Genomic DNA, 13,835 nt, shown 5'->3' with positions numbered 1-13,835 from the left:
TTAGGAATTAGGAATGAATACACGAAATCAATCGATCTTATGATTTTTTGTTTTTCAAGAATTCGTCGTATTGTTTTTGCATTTCGTTCAATACTTTTTCGTAAGCACCTTCAGATTTCAATTTTTCCATCAATTCTGGAATAGCTTTATCTGGGTCTACAGTACCAGTGTTGATAGCTGTATCGAATTGTTGCATTGTGTTAGAAATTGCTGAAATTTCAGATTTCACACTGTCAGTGTTAAAGATAAATCCAAGTGCTGGAGATTCTTTAGCTTCTGCCAATTGTTTCTTAGAATCTGCAATTTGTTGGTCTGTAACGTTTTCGTTGATGTAAAGGATCCAGTTGTTACCAGTGTTCCAACCTGACATGTGAGTGTTTCCTTTATATCCATCAAGGACGCGGACACGGTTTTCTTTACCTTCAACTTTTTCCCAGTTCTTACCTTCTGGACCGTAAACAAGACCGTTCAAGAGTTCTGGGTTTGTGTTCAAGAGATTCAACACTTCCATTGATTTTTCTTTGTTCTTAGAGTTGTTTGAAATGACAAAGTTAGCAACTTGTGTTGTTTGGTTTTTCTTGATAAAGTTAGTGATTGGTTTGATTTGGATGTCTTTGTTAGCAACACGTGAAAGCAAGCTGTTACCATAGTCAGCTGGTCCTACTGTTTCTTCACGAACGAACCAAGTATCTTGTTGAAGGTCAAATGAAGTGTCGCTTGTTGCTACGTCTTTTGGAATGTATCCAGCTTCATAGAATTTGTGAAGAGTCTTCAAGTGTTCTTTGAAACGAGGCACTTCGTAACGGTTTACGATCTTAGTAGTGTCTCCTTCAAGGTCGATAACAAATGGAAGTCCGTTTGGTACTGGGTAGTCAAAGTTATCAGATGGGATAAAGTTCTTCGTAACCGCAAATGGTACTACATCTGGAGCTTTTTCTTTGATTTGTTTCAAGACTGGCTCAAGTGTTTCGTATGAAGTTACACCTGAAATATCGATACCGTATTTAGCAAGAAGTGTTCCGTTGAAGGCAAAGTTTTGAGATGATGCAACGTTAGCTGCAACTGGTACTGCATAGATCTTACCGTTTACAGTGTTCCCTTTGATGTAAGCTGGGTCAAGTGCTTTGTAAAGCTCTGCTCCTTCTTTTTTATACAATTCTGTCAAGTCAGCGTAAGCACCTTTTTGAGCATTTACAACATAGTTATCTGCAAAGGCGATATCATAGTTTTCACCAGATGATGTGATAACGGACATTTTCTTGCTGTAGTCACCCCATCCGAGGTATTGGATATCCAATTTAGCACCAACTTTTTCTTCGATGATTTTGTTTGCATTTTCTAGCAATTCATCCAAGTTGTCTGGTTTATCACCGATTTGGTACATTTTAAGAACGGGTTTTTCACTTGAAGTAGTGTCAGCAGCTTTTTTGTTGTTACCTGTAAGGTTTCCACAAGCAGCAAGACTTGCAGCCAAAGCGACTACGCTAGCAGATGCAAAAGCATATTTTTTCCAGTTTTTCATGATAAAAACTCCTTTTTTTATTTTTAAACTTATAAACGATTTAATAATTTGTAACTTCAGTCACTAAGATGAAGTTGGGAAGGGAGAAACGGTGTTTCTCAGCAAGTGCTATTCTTTCACACCACCGATGGTCAAACCTTTAACAAAGTAGCGTTGGAAGAATGGATACAGAATCGCGATTGGAAGGGTTGCAACAACAACCATGGCCATACGACCTGTTTCTTTCGGTAGAGCAACTCCCAGTTGGCCAGATAGACCGACTGCTTTTGCAATGTAGTCCATATTTTGTTGGATTTGCATAAGCAAATATTGCAATGGATACAAGTTGTCACTCTTGATATAAAGAAGGGCGTTGAACCAGTCGTTCCAGAAACCAAGAGCTGTCAAAAGCGTGATGGTTGCGATACCTGGAAGTGACAATGGCAAACAGATCTGGAAGAAGATCCGAGCTTCACTGGCACCATCAATACGAGCAGATTCGAGAATGGCTTCTGGAATGGTCTTCTTGAAGAAGGAACGCATCAAGATGATGTTGAATGGTGAGAGGAGCATTGGAACAATCAAGGCCCAAACGGTATCACCCAGTTGAAGCAGGCGAGTTACCACAATATAGCCCGGTACCAAACCAGCATTGAACAACATACTAAGAAGAGCGAAGATCGTAAAGAATCTGCGGTACTTAAAGGTTGTCCGTGAGATGGCGTAGGCATAAGTGGTTGTAATGAAGACGTTGGTCACTGTTCCGACTACAGTTACAAAAACTGAGATAAAGAGCGCTTGGAGGATCTTATCTTTAAACTGAGCCAAGAACTGGAATCCGTCTACACCAAACTTCGAAGGGAAAAAGCTATATCCATACTGGAGGATGCTCTTTTCGTCTGTCACCGAAATGATGATAACGAAGATAAAGGGCAAGATACAAGAAAGAGCAATCAAACCAGAGATGATACTAAAGAAGATATCTGCTTTCTTACTGAAGGAGTGAATGCCGACATTATCGATTTTTTCTTTTTTAATTTTCTTTTCTGCCATATTCTCCTCCTTTCTAGAACAAAGCTGAGTTTGGATCGACTCGTCTTGCAAGCAAGTTTGATAGGATAACCAGAATCAAACCGACAACGGATTGGTAAAGACCGGCTGCTGAAGCCATACCGATATCTGCTGTCTGAGTCAAACCATTAAAGACATATACGTCCAAAACGTTGGTTACATTGTAAAGCTGACCAGCATTGTGTGGAATTTGATAGAAGAGACCAAAGTCTGCACGGAAGATATTTCCGACTGCAAGGATGGTCAATACAGTTACAAGTGGAGTCAACTGAGGAATGGTTACGTTGCGAATACGTTGCCACTTGCTAGCCCCGTCCACTGTTGCTGCTTCGTAGTAGGTTGGGTCAATTCCCATGATCGTCGCATAGTACATGACACTGCTATATCCAAATCCTTTCCAAATACCTAGGAAAAGGAGAAGGTATGGCCAAATGCCTAAGTCAGCATAGAAGTTGACTTCCTTCATGCCAATGGATGTTAGGAAATGGTTGAAGACCCCTTTGTCAATGTTTAGGAAGGCATCTGTAAAGAAACTGATGATAACCCATGACAGGAAGTAAGGGAACAACATAGACGTTTGGAAAATTTTAACCATTCTCTTAGAGCGGAGCTCGCTGAGGATAATGGCAATCCCTACTGATACAATCAAACCTATAAAGATAAAGCCGAGATTGTAGAGAACGGTATTTCGAGTGATGATAAAGGCATCTTTTGAACTAAACAAGAATCTGAAATTATCTAACCCGACCCATTTACTATTCACAATACTATCTATGAAACCATTACTGGTCATATGGTAGTCTTTAAAGGCGACCACATTCCCAAATACTGGAATGTAAAAGAATAGAATCAACCAGAGTGCCCCTGGTAAAACCATCAAGAGAAAAATCCAGTTATCTCTCAAGGTCTTTGAAAACTTTTTCATAATTTCCTCCCTTTTTATTCCTAAAAACTGATTTCATCGAATTTTTAGGTTTGATAACGATTACATTATTAGTATACTCCTATTTGAAGGCTAGGTTAAACTACTAATTATAGAAAAAACTCCACAAATTATTTTTTGTGGAGAAGTTTTTTATAAGAAATAGGTTTCACGAGAAACGCTTTGCATGCGATAAATGTATTTCCTCTTTACTAATTGAAAACTTGTTCTAATATTGGGTGATGAAACTCAACAAAATGAACCTGGGCATTTATGATAGCCCCTGATTCATTTTTATCAATCTCTGGTCTTCCTTCGGTGTGTAAAAGAGCAGGATTACCATCCTTGTAGCCAAAGAGAATCACCTCTGTCTCTGCTTCATTCACATAGCAAGCTAGGATTTCAAACCGCCCAGAACCTGAACCTGCACTATACCCATACCATTTAAAAGTATAATTCGCCCCATCTACTTGTCCAAATTGCATTATCTGGTCTGGCACTGCTAGTCCATAGTAGTGACCATATGTTGCTAAGTTAGTTGACTTAAATCTTTCACCTTTACTATCCGAATAGGATTCCATGGCTGTTTTTATCTTGTCTATTAAAGAACTATTATCTGTATCTGGCTCGCTCTCTGTAGTTACACTTGTTTTTAATAGAAATTCCTTAAAACGTTGCGCTAAATCTGTATTCTCAGTCTCTTCAAAATTTGCAGTAGGGATAGTTTCCAGTGTCTTATCGGTATACAAGACCTGTGCTTGCCCATACTTCAGTGTAAATAGGTAGAAATGTTTGTCCTGATTGTCATAGTAGGCATCCAAAACCAAGTAATCATAGGCATTGTCACTCGATACTCCAAAAACATTCCATTTGACACTTTTCTGAGAGACAGTTGTTGCTTCTAATTTTTTGATGAGATCATTCTTTTCATCAAAGTTTCTATGCTCTAGTCTATGATAGGACTGCCCCATAGAAGAAGCCCAACTTGCAAACTCTTCTTCCCACTTTTCGGTGTTGTATTGGATTAGCTTCTGAAAATCTGAGTAGTTCTTCATAATCAAGGCTTGATCAGTCGGATTAGATAACTGGAGTTCTTCCACGGCTGCAACTGTAGCAGCCATAGGTGACTGAACAGTTGTATCCTTGGATTCTTTTTCGTGCGAAAGAGCCTTTTGATAGGAATCTGCTAAATAGTGAAAATAGTTGGTTGTTTCCTTGGTTTGTTGCTCCCTTGGTATTGACGGACTAGTTACGCCATCCTCTGTCGCTCTGTGGCAGGCAGATAAGACTAGCATACTAGCACCTAGGACCAGTAGTAGCTTTTTCATGTTCAAACCTCCAAACTATCCTTATACCTTCATTATACTCCTTCCCTATCTCGAAATCATAACCACCCGTCTAACGGGTGGTTTGCACCAGGGCTATAAGCCCAAATTACCAGCCAGCGCCTAAAGGCGCTGGCTTTCACGTTGTTCAAGCCTCATTGCTCTTGACTCGTCACTTGCCTCTTAAAGAGGCTTTAGTATTACTTACCACTATCCCTAAAGGGATCCTCATATTCTTTTACACTTAATTTATCTAGTGCTATATCACGCTTTTCCTGTTCTTTAATATATTTCTTAATTGTGGCTTCATTAAGCCCTACTGTACTTACATAATAACCGTCTGCCCAGAAATACCGATTCCCAAACTTGTACTTGAGGTTGGCGTGTTTGTCAAACATCATGAGTGCACTTTTACCTTTTAAATACCCCATGAAACTTGAAACACTTATCCTCGGTGGAATACTGACTAACATATGTACATGGTCTGGCATTAAGTGACCTTCGATAATCTCAACACCTTTATAACTACATAATCGATGGAATATTTCTCCCAAACTGCTTCGATATTGATTATAAATTACTTTTCGTCTATACTTAGGGGTGAACACAATGTGATATTTACACATCACTGCTTGTATCAACGAACAGACTGCCACATCTGTTTTTTATGTAATCTTATTTGTCGCTCGCTTCCTTGTTTCCTTGATTTTCTCAGTATTCATTGAACCAAAATATTTTTTAGCAGAAAGGTCTTGGCGTAAGTCATAATTCTCCACAAGCAGATAAAGTCCTACCTTGGTCTATTTAGTTGTCAAAGAACAAAATATTTGAAAGGGATTTTTCTTTCTATTTTCCAATTTGCCATAGCAACCTATCTCTTATAAAAGAAAGTAAAAGAGGTCAAACTCCCCTTCACTTTATATAAGGAAAATTTGACCCCTTTGGTTACCGAACTTCTAAATTTCTTCGATAAATTTTTTCAGCTTCTCTAAGATTTTGTTTCTTTTCTTAATCAAAGCCGGGTGTGTGATACTCTTTAACTTTGCTACCGAACGGACTGGTTCATCATGAAAATACAAACACTCTATGATGTCCTTTTCTTCTGCGTTAAGCCTTGATATAGCGTTTCTGACTGCTTCAATCATCATCTGCGTTTCCACAATCTTTTCGACATCAACACTTTCATCAATGATGTTCTCTGCAAAATGTCCATCCTGATCCAAGGCCGAAAAAAAGAGCAAGTGGTTTTTTCTGTCCACCTGCTCTAAATACTTTTCATGTTCTCTTTCCCGCCAGTAGACTTTGTATATCTCCTCACTGACTTTTACCTTTTTTCCGTTTACATATAGATAAAATTCTTTTTTCATTTTGAAGTCCTCCGTTTCTTTTGACTGACTATTTTTCAGACAAAAAAGGAGGACTTCTGCATCTGGGCATAAGAAGTCCTCTAAAATGAAAGAAATATTTTCTACTATTACCATTATTTATTTTGATTGTAATCGCATAAGCAAAAAAGTCTATTGTATTGTTTTTGTCAAAAACACAATGAATTTTACACAAAAGTGATTGTTACTATTTCAAACCTTTAAAATCATCTACTTTAATCTGCTTGCTATCAATTCCCTGTTCCTCAAGAAACTTTTTTATCATTCCAACATCATCAGATTGACCAGCCAAAAGATAGATAGCTTTATTACCATATTTATCAACTATATTTTTTAAGGTTTCTTGACTTTGGGCGAGGCTGGTGCTTTTGTCATAATTCAGTTCGACGTATTTTTGAGCCGTTTGAGACAACTCTTCATCAAAAACCGTTACCCCCTTATCCAAATGACTCAAAATAATATCTCGTTTGCCAGCCCACTCTTTGATAATTGGTCGTATTGCAGCAATACCTACATCAGAAGCAAAACAAACAAGTGGCTCTTCGCCATCTGTAACAGATAAATGAGAGTCAATCCAACTCATCTCAACCTTACTTCCTGCTGGTAGATTGGTCAAAGTTTTCTTATATAAACTACTACTATTGTGTGTCAAAATAAGGATTTCATTCTCATCAGGATTGGAAGCTATTGTCATCCAGTAACGGTTTTGCTTGTTCTTATCACCGCTCGTTGTAGCACCGGATACTGCATCTGTAGTATCTTGATTACTCTCCTTAACATCGTGTAATGTAAACTGAGCAAAAGAACCTGCTTTCCATGTCATATTAGTAGGTTTCGTCAAATGTATTAAGTAAAGGTCCCCATTGAAATTTTCAATGGATTTTAAAGACAAAGCTTGACTACGTCCAAAATAGGTTATCACACCCCAAGAAATAAGGCATATAGCCACCAGAATAGATATAATAATTATCAACATTTTTTTACCTCTTTTCGTTATTTTCCTCATTTCCAAAATTTAAAAGATAGCCAAGTAGCCAGTGCGATAACAGGAATAAAGCCAATCAGTTTGATAAGCAAATCAGTATTAGGTAGGCTGTAAATATAAATCATGGTAGTCAATGCCGCCAACCAAATACCCGCAATTTTTAAAATAACAGGTAAGCCGGCAATCATACATAACCCTATAGCCAGCAAAATCATACCTCCAGTCGCAAAGGACATAAAATCAGGGTTTGATAAATCAATCTGTTGTAGTGTAGCTCCCCAAATAATGATCAAAATACCAATAATGGCAAGAGAAATTCCTGTAATACCTAATCCATTCATTTTTTTAACTCCTTGTTTGTCCATGATAAAATCTCCTTTATTATATTATTGAATGAATAAAATATAAGTTCATTTATATATTTTCAAAAAATAAAAAAATTAATTCTTCTTATAAAAATTTTGTCCTTTCTATTAAATAATATCAAATATAGCATATCCATTTAATCTATAATCTGTTCTATCTCACCTATAAGAATAAAATGAGGTTCCCAGCCACCATGTCCGTCAGTATAGATATCTGGATACAATTCATAGTAATCCCTTATTTCCTGTACAAAACTCTCCTTGTCAAACTGTTGCTTACAAAGCTTTTTACATAAAAAAGTCTGTTTTGCCTCTTTAAATCCCATTGTCTTACCTATAGGAATTGCCATAAGTCCGGCATTTTCTATTTTATTTTCATTTCTTCCTGAATGACTTCCAAGGTATGCAAGTGCCTTTCTATATTTTGGATCAAAAAAGCTTACAGTAAAGTATTCACTATCATCAATAAACTCAGCTGTATATCTTGACGGATGTATATATAGGGTTACAGTCGTCTTACTTTTTCCCGGTGCTCCCCAAATATTTCCAAGGCTACACCATGACACGAGGCAGGCATTGAACTTTTCCCTGTTGCCTACCGTTATTGCCGCCCATTCACTGTCAAAAATGTCAAACGGTTTGTACTCTTTTTTTCTAAATTCCATGTTCATTCCTCTTTCTCCAATTCACCTATAATTAAATTATATTTGTTATTTAAGAATTCCTTTAATGAAGTAAGTTGCAAGTATTTCAACAGTTTTACTGATTCCCGAAAAATCATTTTCTGTGATGTGCATATCCATGTAGTAGAACAGATTATAAACTTGCAAGATTTCTTGAATTTTTTTCTGAGAATATCCTTCTTCTACCATACGATTAGTAAAGGTCTCCACTAAAAACTGATGAAAAGGATTCGCAACTTTGCCTTCTTCCGAAGAATAATATTTATGCAATTCATCAGAAATAAGAGGATTGTACCATTCCATAAGAATTTTATTGGAAGAAACATAACTTCGTGATCGTCTGAAAATCTGACTGACAAGTCCAACCATATCATTCATTTCCCAATCCAACTCGTTTATCATTGCTTGACGTACACGATTATTCTCATCTACATAAACATCTAAAAAAATAGCTTCTTTACTGTCATAGTAGTTATAAAAAGAACCAACTGCTACGCCGGCTTGCTTGGCAATTTCTGAAATTGCTGTTGCCTTATATCCTTTTTTGGAGAATACATCGTAGGCTGCGGTCTTTAATACCTGTTTTTTATCCAACTAAATAGACCTCCTTTTTATACTATGAATGAATAGATATCTATATTCATTCATAGTATATCAGACTATAAACAACTTGTCAATAGATAAAAAAAATATAAGCCATTATTTTATCTTAGTTGTCAAGACATATGTAGAAATCTTTCTACATTTATGGTATAATGTATTAAAAAATTATATACATGCTTATGTTTGCTATCTAAATCATTCTTAATGAGCAAGCACAGTAAGTGTACGGACACTTACGGAAAAATTGATAAAGCAGCCCTTCGGGATCTGCTTCTTTTTTTATCAATTTTTAGCTTGTTAGGGAGACCCTAAGACCCCGAAATTCATATACAGGAGGAACTATCTATGGCAAATAGGATACGAAATGAACGACTTGAAATTAAATTGACCAAAGAAGAAAAGGCTCTTTTTGAAGAGAAACGAAAACTTGCGAAGTGCAGAAATATGAGCCATTTTATCCGCAAATGCGTTTTAGAAAAGGAAATATATCAAGTAGATTTAGAACCTTTCAGAGATTTACAAGGCTTGCTTTCCAATGCTACAAACAACATCAATCAGATTGCAAAGAGAATAAATTCGACAGGTATAATCTACAAAGAGGACATCAGCGATATAAAGAAAGAGATTGAACACTTCTCAAAAGAGCTATGGCAAATTCATTCCCTGCTCCTTAACAAGACTACAGGAGGTGATTAGTTTTTATGGCTATTACAAAAATACACCCTATAAAATCAACCCTTAATCTTGCCATTGACTACATCGTAAATGGAGAAAAAACAGATGAACAAATCTTGGTAAGTACACATAAATGTCATCAAGAAACTGCTCATACACAATTTTTAAGAACACGAAATGATACAGGAACAAAAGGAACTGTTCTTGCAAGACATCTTATTCAATCCTTTTTACCGGGAGAAACTACGCCTAAAATGGCACATCAAATCGGTCTTGAACTGTGTAAAAAGATCCTCAAAGATGACTATGAGTTTGTGTTATCGACGCACATAGATAAAGGTCATATCCATAATCATATCATCTTCAACAATGTGAATATGGTTAGTGGCAAGTGCTATCAGTCAAACAAAAAAAGCTACCATAAAATTCGTTATCAGAGTGATAAGCTATGCAAAGAAAACAACCTTTCCGTCATTGATGAACACTACGAAAGCTACAAGAAAAAATACAAGACAAGCGGAAAGTCTTGGTATGAAAATGAACAGGCAAAGAAAGGTACTTCTTGGAAAAGTAGACTTCAATTTGATATTGATTGCATGATAAAACAGTCAAAGGATTGGGATGAATTTCTAAAGAAAATGACCGAGCTTGGTTATGAAATTAAGTACGGTAAGCATATCGCTTTTAAGCCGAAAGATAAGCCGAGATTTACAAGATCGAAGACGATTGGCGAAGATTATACGGAAGAACGGTTAAAAGAACGCATAGCGGAAAGGGAAACGATTAAGACTCCTCCTGTTAAAAAACGCATTGGAAATATCATTGATATGAACACCAATGCCAAGGTCAAAGAGAGCAAAAGTTATGAATTCTGGGCAACGAAACATAATCTGAATACGATGGCGGAATCCGTTATCTTTATCAGAGAACATGGGATTAAATCTGTTAAGCAGCTTGACGAATTTATTCAAAAAAGTGCTGATGAAAGGCAAAATTTACAAGATAAAATCAAATCCATTGATAAGGAAATGGAACAGTTATCCGCTATGGAGCAAGTCCATACCGTCAAAAAATATCGAGTACACTACAAAGAATATCGCTCTAATCCATCTGATAAGGCATTTTTTGAGGAATACAAAACTCAGATTACCCTCTATGAAAATGCTCTTTCCGAGCTTAAAAAGTCCTATTCCAAGCTGCCAAATTCAAAGAACATTTTGGATAGGCTTGATAATCTGCAAGAAAAAAAGAATACCCTTATGCAAGAGTATTCTTCCTCAAAAGCTACAATGGACGAACTTTACAAGATACGCAAAAACTATGGAATTTACATGGGTAAGGAGATGGAGAGATAGTGTTCTCTCCTCTTTTTATTGTTCCCAAATCCCGATATGCTTTAAATCAGGATATTGTATCACGTTTGGAGTTTTTTGGTATAACCTTCGATGCGCACCCGCATAGCGGGTGGTTTATTTGTCTCGCACCTTGCGGAGCGAGACGGACTAATAGTCACATAATCAAAAAACATCTCCATGTATTTAAAAGGAGATGTTTAATTGTTTGTGATAAACGCCTATGTCGTATAAATCGTTGAAGCTGTCGCAATGGTGTGCCACTGGTTGGCTGTTGTGGCTGCAAAGTCCTTGTCTCCATAAAAATCGTTAAATGGAAGGATTTCGACTTCTAATTCTTCGATGCGATCAATCTGACCTGCCAGATAAGCCTCGATGCGGCTTTCTGCTCGTTTGATACGTTGCAAGAGTCCGCCCATACGGATATCAACCGTATCCAAACCAAAGACCTTGTTTTCTTTCAACCATTGGTGGCTAAAGAGGGCATGGAAGTCTTCAATTTGGATTCTGAGTTCTGGTAATTCTTGTCTTGCGATTTCTTGTAGATTTTCTTTATCATCCGCTTGGTAGGCCTCACGAATGCGTCGTCCCACATCCACTTTGCTACTTAAAATGGAATTCAACTGAGTCTGTGTTTCAAAGAGATAGGCGTAGATGCCTGCTTTGTCTTTAATTTCTGACAGAATCTCAGCAGCTTGGGCAAAGTGTGGTTTGTCCTGTTCAGGTGTCATGTGTCGATCAAGAATCGGACAGAGAACATCCTGATAAAAGACATAGCGGTTTGGATTGATCCCGCTGAGATTGCCTGGTAGGTCTGGCAAGAGGTTGGCAAGGTCAATCTGCATAAAGTCCTCAACTGAAAGACCTGTATTGGTCTTGAAGCGAGTAGACAAACGGTCTAGGTCATTGCGGTAGCTGAGTTCTGCCCAGATTTGCAAGCTTGGTAAGATAGAGAACTGGGCTGTTTCCCCACCATTGTCCCCCCAACCCGTCACGATGACTTCTTTGATATCATTAGCACGACAGGCTTTATTGGCTTCAAGAGCAATGAGACGGCTAAAATGGTTGTTGGGTGTGAAACCAATCCACTTCCAAGCACCACCTGCAAAGGCAAGGTCATGGCTAATCTTGTGATGGTTGCGGAAATTGCGATTGTATTTTTCCTCGCTATCCTGATAATAGTCCCAGTAAACCAAGGTTACACGGTCTTTGAGACGATCTAGGTAGACACGAGTTTCCTCAGGAATCTCCACATCGCGATCGTACTGGCCATCTGCTGACATGAGTTTGAAGAACATATCACTCCACATCTGACAATGGAAACCATACTTGTCAGCAATATCTAATACGCGCTCCAAGTGTTGGCACATGAGGAGACTACGGTCCACAACACCGTTCAAAATGAGGTAGCGCCCCAAACCAACCAAATGGGCTTCGTCCATCCCGATATTGACCTTGCGAGTCTGCAGTTTAGATAGAGTGGCAAACATGCCATCAATCAGGTCATAAACCTTTTCTTCGCCAATAAGGAGAATGTCCTCCACATCACGGAGTTCTTGCACTTCCTTAACACCCCATTTGACAAAGGCTGACAAGTGGGCCAAGGTCTGGATGCAAGGCACAAAGGTCATGTCAAACTGCTGAGCGTAGGCTTCGATTTCCTGCAACTCCTCAGCCGAGTAGGCACCACGGAAATAGCCAAAGTAAGGCTGTCCCTCAATCTGGTAGGTGTCTTCCATGTAAAGCTCAAATGTTGAGTAGCCCATGAGAGCCAAGACCTCAATCATCTGTTTGGCAGAAGCGACATTGAGCACTGCATTTCGTGAACAGTCTGCCATGTAGGCCAACTCTTCGTAAGCAGCTTCTTCTTCAATCTCTACCTTATCCCCTTCTACTAGAGCTGTTGCCAATAAGGACAAGGCGCGGTATAGTTGGTGAGGTTTGCGATAGGTTAGTTGATAGTGTCCACTTTCACCCTTGATAGAGATAGAGGCCTGATCAGACTGAGCGACTGCAATTTCCACATCTGGTAAAGAGATATGCTTTGTCAGCAAGTCGATTGCCTGAGTTTGTTTGGGACTAAGTCCTGTAAATCTTACCACTGATTTTCCTCCTGTAGCCAGTTGACAAAGGCACCATAGAGATTGGCATCTGCATGATAGGTACAAGCTTGGATAACTGGTGCGACCGTGTATTCTTCGTAGGTTTCGACAAATGCATCAACAGCTTTTTTGACGCCTTGGATAAAATCTGGATTTTGACTGATAGAGCCTCCCAAACTAATGACATCTGGATCGATCAGATACTGGATATTGAGCAAGCCTTGAGCCAGATTACGGTTCATGCGCTCAATGGCTTCTTGACAAAGAGCATTTCCTGCTGCGGCCTCTTGATAAATCTTGCGTCCGTCCCAGTCAGTCTGACCAGATTTTTCAATCACATATCGAACCATGTTTCCTGTAGAGGCTAGTAGCGACCAGTTGTTGAGTTTTTCAGCTGGTTCAATGGTTGTCATATAGCCAAACTCACCACCTAAGCCGTGGCGACCACGGTGAAGTTTGCCATTGATAATCATAGCTCCGCCAATTCCTGTCCCAATCACGACACAGGCTGCATTTTCAATCTCTGGGTGAGCCAGCAGTTCACTAAGTCCAACACAGTTGGCATCATTTTCTAGATGGACAGGTAGCTGATGATGAGCAAGAGCCTCATACCAAGAAAAGCCATGGATGTAAGGGACGGCACTAATTCCCTCAATGACACCTGTTTCTTGATTGACCGCGCCTGGAACGCTCATGGCAATCCCACTATAATCTTGCTCTGACAAGCGTTGGTCTAGCCAAGTCAGTAAATTCTCCAAACTTTCTGGCGTTGGAGTACTTGTCTTATCTAGTATTTTTCCATCGGAAGTTAGACTAGCAAATTTTATACCGGTCCCTCCGATATCAATGGTTGCAATGATCATTGT

Annotated in this window: 14 protein-coding genes; 2 read left to right on the top strand and 12 right to left on the bottom strand. The window is 38.6% G+C overall.

Going from position 1 to position 13,835, the window contains the following annotated elements; all coding sequences use genetic code 11:
- Positions 1 to 37 precede the first annotated feature (37 nt).
- The 10 genes from MK396_RS01000 to MK396_RS00955 form a co-directional block, all read right to left on the bottom strand.
- Positions 38 to 1,522 (bottom strand): ABC transporter substrate-binding protein, encoded by a 1,485-nt coding sequence (locus MK396_RS01000; protein ID WP_268723391.1) that lies wholly within the window; start codon positions 1,520 to 1,522, stop codon positions 38 to 40.
- A gap of 108 nt (positions 1,523 to 1,630) precedes the next feature.
- Positions 1,631 to 2,554: a carbohydrate ABC transporter permease gene (locus MK396_RS00995; RefSeq protein WP_000818344.1), complete on the bottom strand. Its 924-nt coding sequence runs from the start codon at positions 2,552 to 2,554 to the stop codon at positions 1,631 to 1,633.
- Between the two features lie 13 nt (positions 2,555 to 2,567).
- A complete protein-coding gene (locus MK396_RS00990) occupies positions 2,568 to 3,497 on the bottom strand; it encodes an ABC transporter permease (RefSeq protein ID WP_000714584.1) in 930 nt (309 codons plus the stop codon).
- Between the two features lie 209 nt (positions 3,498 to 3,706).
- Positions 3,707 to 4,822 (bottom strand): DUF4767 domain-containing protein, encoded by a 1,116-nt coding sequence (locus tag MK396_RS00985; protein ID WP_268723390.1) that lies wholly within the window; start codon positions 4,820 to 4,822, stop codon positions 3,707 to 3,709.
- Positions 4,823 to 5,019: 197 nt separating this feature from the next.
- Positions 5,020 to 5,445 (bottom strand): IS200/IS605 family transposase, encoded by a 426-nt coding sequence (tnpA, locus tag MK396_RS00980; protein ID WP_268723675.1) that lies wholly within the window; start codon positions 5,443 to 5,445, stop codon positions 5,020 to 5,022.
- Between the two features lie 330 nt (positions 5,446 to 5,775).
- Positions 5,776 to 6,186, bottom strand: coding sequence for a sigma-70 family RNA polymerase sigma factor (locus MK396_RS00975; RefSeq protein WP_268723389.1), 411 nt, complete (start codon positions 6,184 to 6,186; stop codon positions 5,776 to 5,778).
- A gap of 205 nt (positions 6,187 to 6,391) precedes the next feature.
- Complete coding sequence (locus MK396_RS00970; RefSeq protein WP_239683580.1) at positions 6,392 to 7,180, bottom strand: ferredoxin reductase; 789 nt, start codon at positions 7,178 to 7,180, stop codon at positions 6,392 to 6,394.
- Positions 7,181 to 7,206: 26 nt separating this feature from the next.
- Complete coding sequence (locus tag MK396_RS00965; protein WP_193389631.1) at positions 7,207 to 7,530, bottom strand: hypothetical protein; 324 nt, start codon at positions 7,528 to 7,530, stop codon at positions 7,207 to 7,209.
- A 161-nt stretch (positions 7,531 to 7,691) separates the two neighbouring features.
- On the bottom strand, positions 7,692 to 8,219 hold the full coding sequence (locus tag MK396_RS00960; RefSeq protein WP_049518831.1) for a flavin reductase: 528 nt from the start codon (positions 8,217 to 8,219) through the stop codon (positions 7,692 to 7,694).
- 45 nt (positions 8,220 to 8,264) lie between these two features.
- Positions 8,265 to 8,831, bottom strand: coding sequence for a TetR/AcrR family transcriptional regulator (locus tag MK396_RS00955; protein WP_049518832.1), 567 nt, complete (start codon positions 8,829 to 8,831; stop codon positions 8,265 to 8,267).
- Positions 8,832 to 9,185: 354 nt separating this feature from the next.
- Here MK396_RS00955 and MK396_RS00950 point away from each other — a divergent pair, with 354 nt between their 5' ends.
- Both MK396_RS00950 and MK396_RS00945 read left to right on the top strand, forming a co-directional pair.
- Complete coding sequence (locus MK396_RS00950) at positions 9,186 to 9,536, top strand: plasmid mobilization protein (protein ID WP_049518833.1); 351 nt, start codon at positions 9,186 to 9,188, stop codon at positions 9,534 to 9,536.
- Between the two features lie 5 nt (positions 9,537 to 9,541).
- The gene (locus tag MK396_RS00945) at positions 9,542 to 10,870 is read left to right on the top strand and encodes a relaxase/mobilization nuclease domain-containing protein (protein ID WP_268723388.1); all 1,329 of its coding nucleotides are present in this window, start codon (positions 9,542 to 9,544) and stop codon (positions 10,868 to 10,870) included.
- Positions 10,871 to 11,088: 218 nt separating this feature from the next.
- Here the strand turns inward: MK396_RS00945 and MK396_RS00940 are convergent, their stop codons facing one another.
- Positions 11,089 to 12,969, bottom strand: coding sequence for a beta-N-acetylhexosaminidase (locus MK396_RS00940; RefSeq protein ID WP_268723387.1), 1,881 nt, complete (start codon positions 12,967 to 12,969; stop codon positions 11,089 to 11,091).
- Positions 12,963 to 13,832, bottom strand: coding sequence for an ROK family protein (locus tag MK396_RS00935; protein WP_268723386.1), 870 nt, complete (start codon positions 13,830 to 13,832; stop codon positions 12,963 to 12,965). The genes MK396_RS00940 and MK396_RS00935 overlap by 7 nt, the downstream gene beginning before the upstream one ends.
- Between the last annotated feature and the right edge of the window lie 3 nt (positions 13,833 to 13,835).

It is taken from the genome of Streptococcus oralis (assembly GCF_026782235.1).
GTDB classification, from domain to species: domain Bacteria; phylum Bacillota; class Bacilli; order Lactobacillales; family Streptococcaceae; genus Streptococcus; species Streptococcus oralis_CC.
The sequence above is the reverse complement of the archived record's forward strand: the minus strand, read 5'-3'. Positions and strand labels throughout refer to the sequence as shown.

Excerpts from the sequence above, each read along its gene's own strand:
- MK396_RS01000 (WP_268723391.1), bottom strand. The coding sequence starts at position 1,522 with ATGAAAAACTGGAAAAAATATGCTTTTGCATCTGCTAGCGTAGTCGCT.
- MK396_RS00995 (WP_000818344.1), bottom strand. The coding sequence starts at position 2,554 with ATGGCAGAAAAGAAAATTAAAAAAGAAAAAATCGATAATGTCGGCATT.
- MK396_RS00990 (WP_000714584.1), bottom strand. The coding sequence starts at position 3,497 with ATGAAAAAGTTTTCAAAGACCTTGAGAGATAACTGGATTTTTCTCTTG.
- MK396_RS00985 (WP_268723390.1), bottom strand. The coding sequence starts at position 4,822 with ATGAAAAAGCTACTACTGGTCCTAGGTGCTAGTATGCTAGTCTTATCT.
- tnpA (WP_268723675.1), bottom strand. The coding sequence starts at position 5,445 with ATGTGTAAATATCACATTGTGTTCACCCCTAAGTATAGACGAAAAGTA.
- MK396_RS00975 (WP_268723389.1), bottom strand. The coding sequence starts at position 6,186 with ATGAAAAAAGAATTTTATCTATATGTAAACGGAAAAAAGGTAAAAGTC.
- MK396_RS00970 (WP_239683580.1), bottom strand. The coding sequence starts at position 7,180 with ATGTTGATAATTATTATATCTATTCTGGTGGCTATATGCCTTATTTCT.
- MK396_RS00965 (WP_193389631.1), bottom strand. The coding sequence starts at position 7,530 with ATGAATGGATTAGGTATTACAGGAATTTCTCTTGCCATTATTGGTATT.
- MK396_RS00960 (WP_049518831.1), bottom strand. The coding sequence starts at position 8,219 with ATGGAATTTAGAAAAAAAGAGTACAAACCGTTTGACATTTTTGACAGT.
- MK396_RS00950 (WP_049518833.1), top strand. The coding sequence starts at position 9,186 with ATGGCAAATAGGATACGAAATGAACGACTTGAAATTAAATTGACCAAA.
- MK396_RS00945 (WP_268723388.1), top strand. The coding sequence starts at position 9,542 with ATGGCTATTACAAAAATACACCCTATAAAATCAACCCTTAATCTTGCC.
- MK396_RS00935 (WP_268723386.1), bottom strand. The coding sequence starts at position 13,832 with ATGATCATTGCAACCATTGATATCGGAGGGACCGGTATAAAATTTGCT.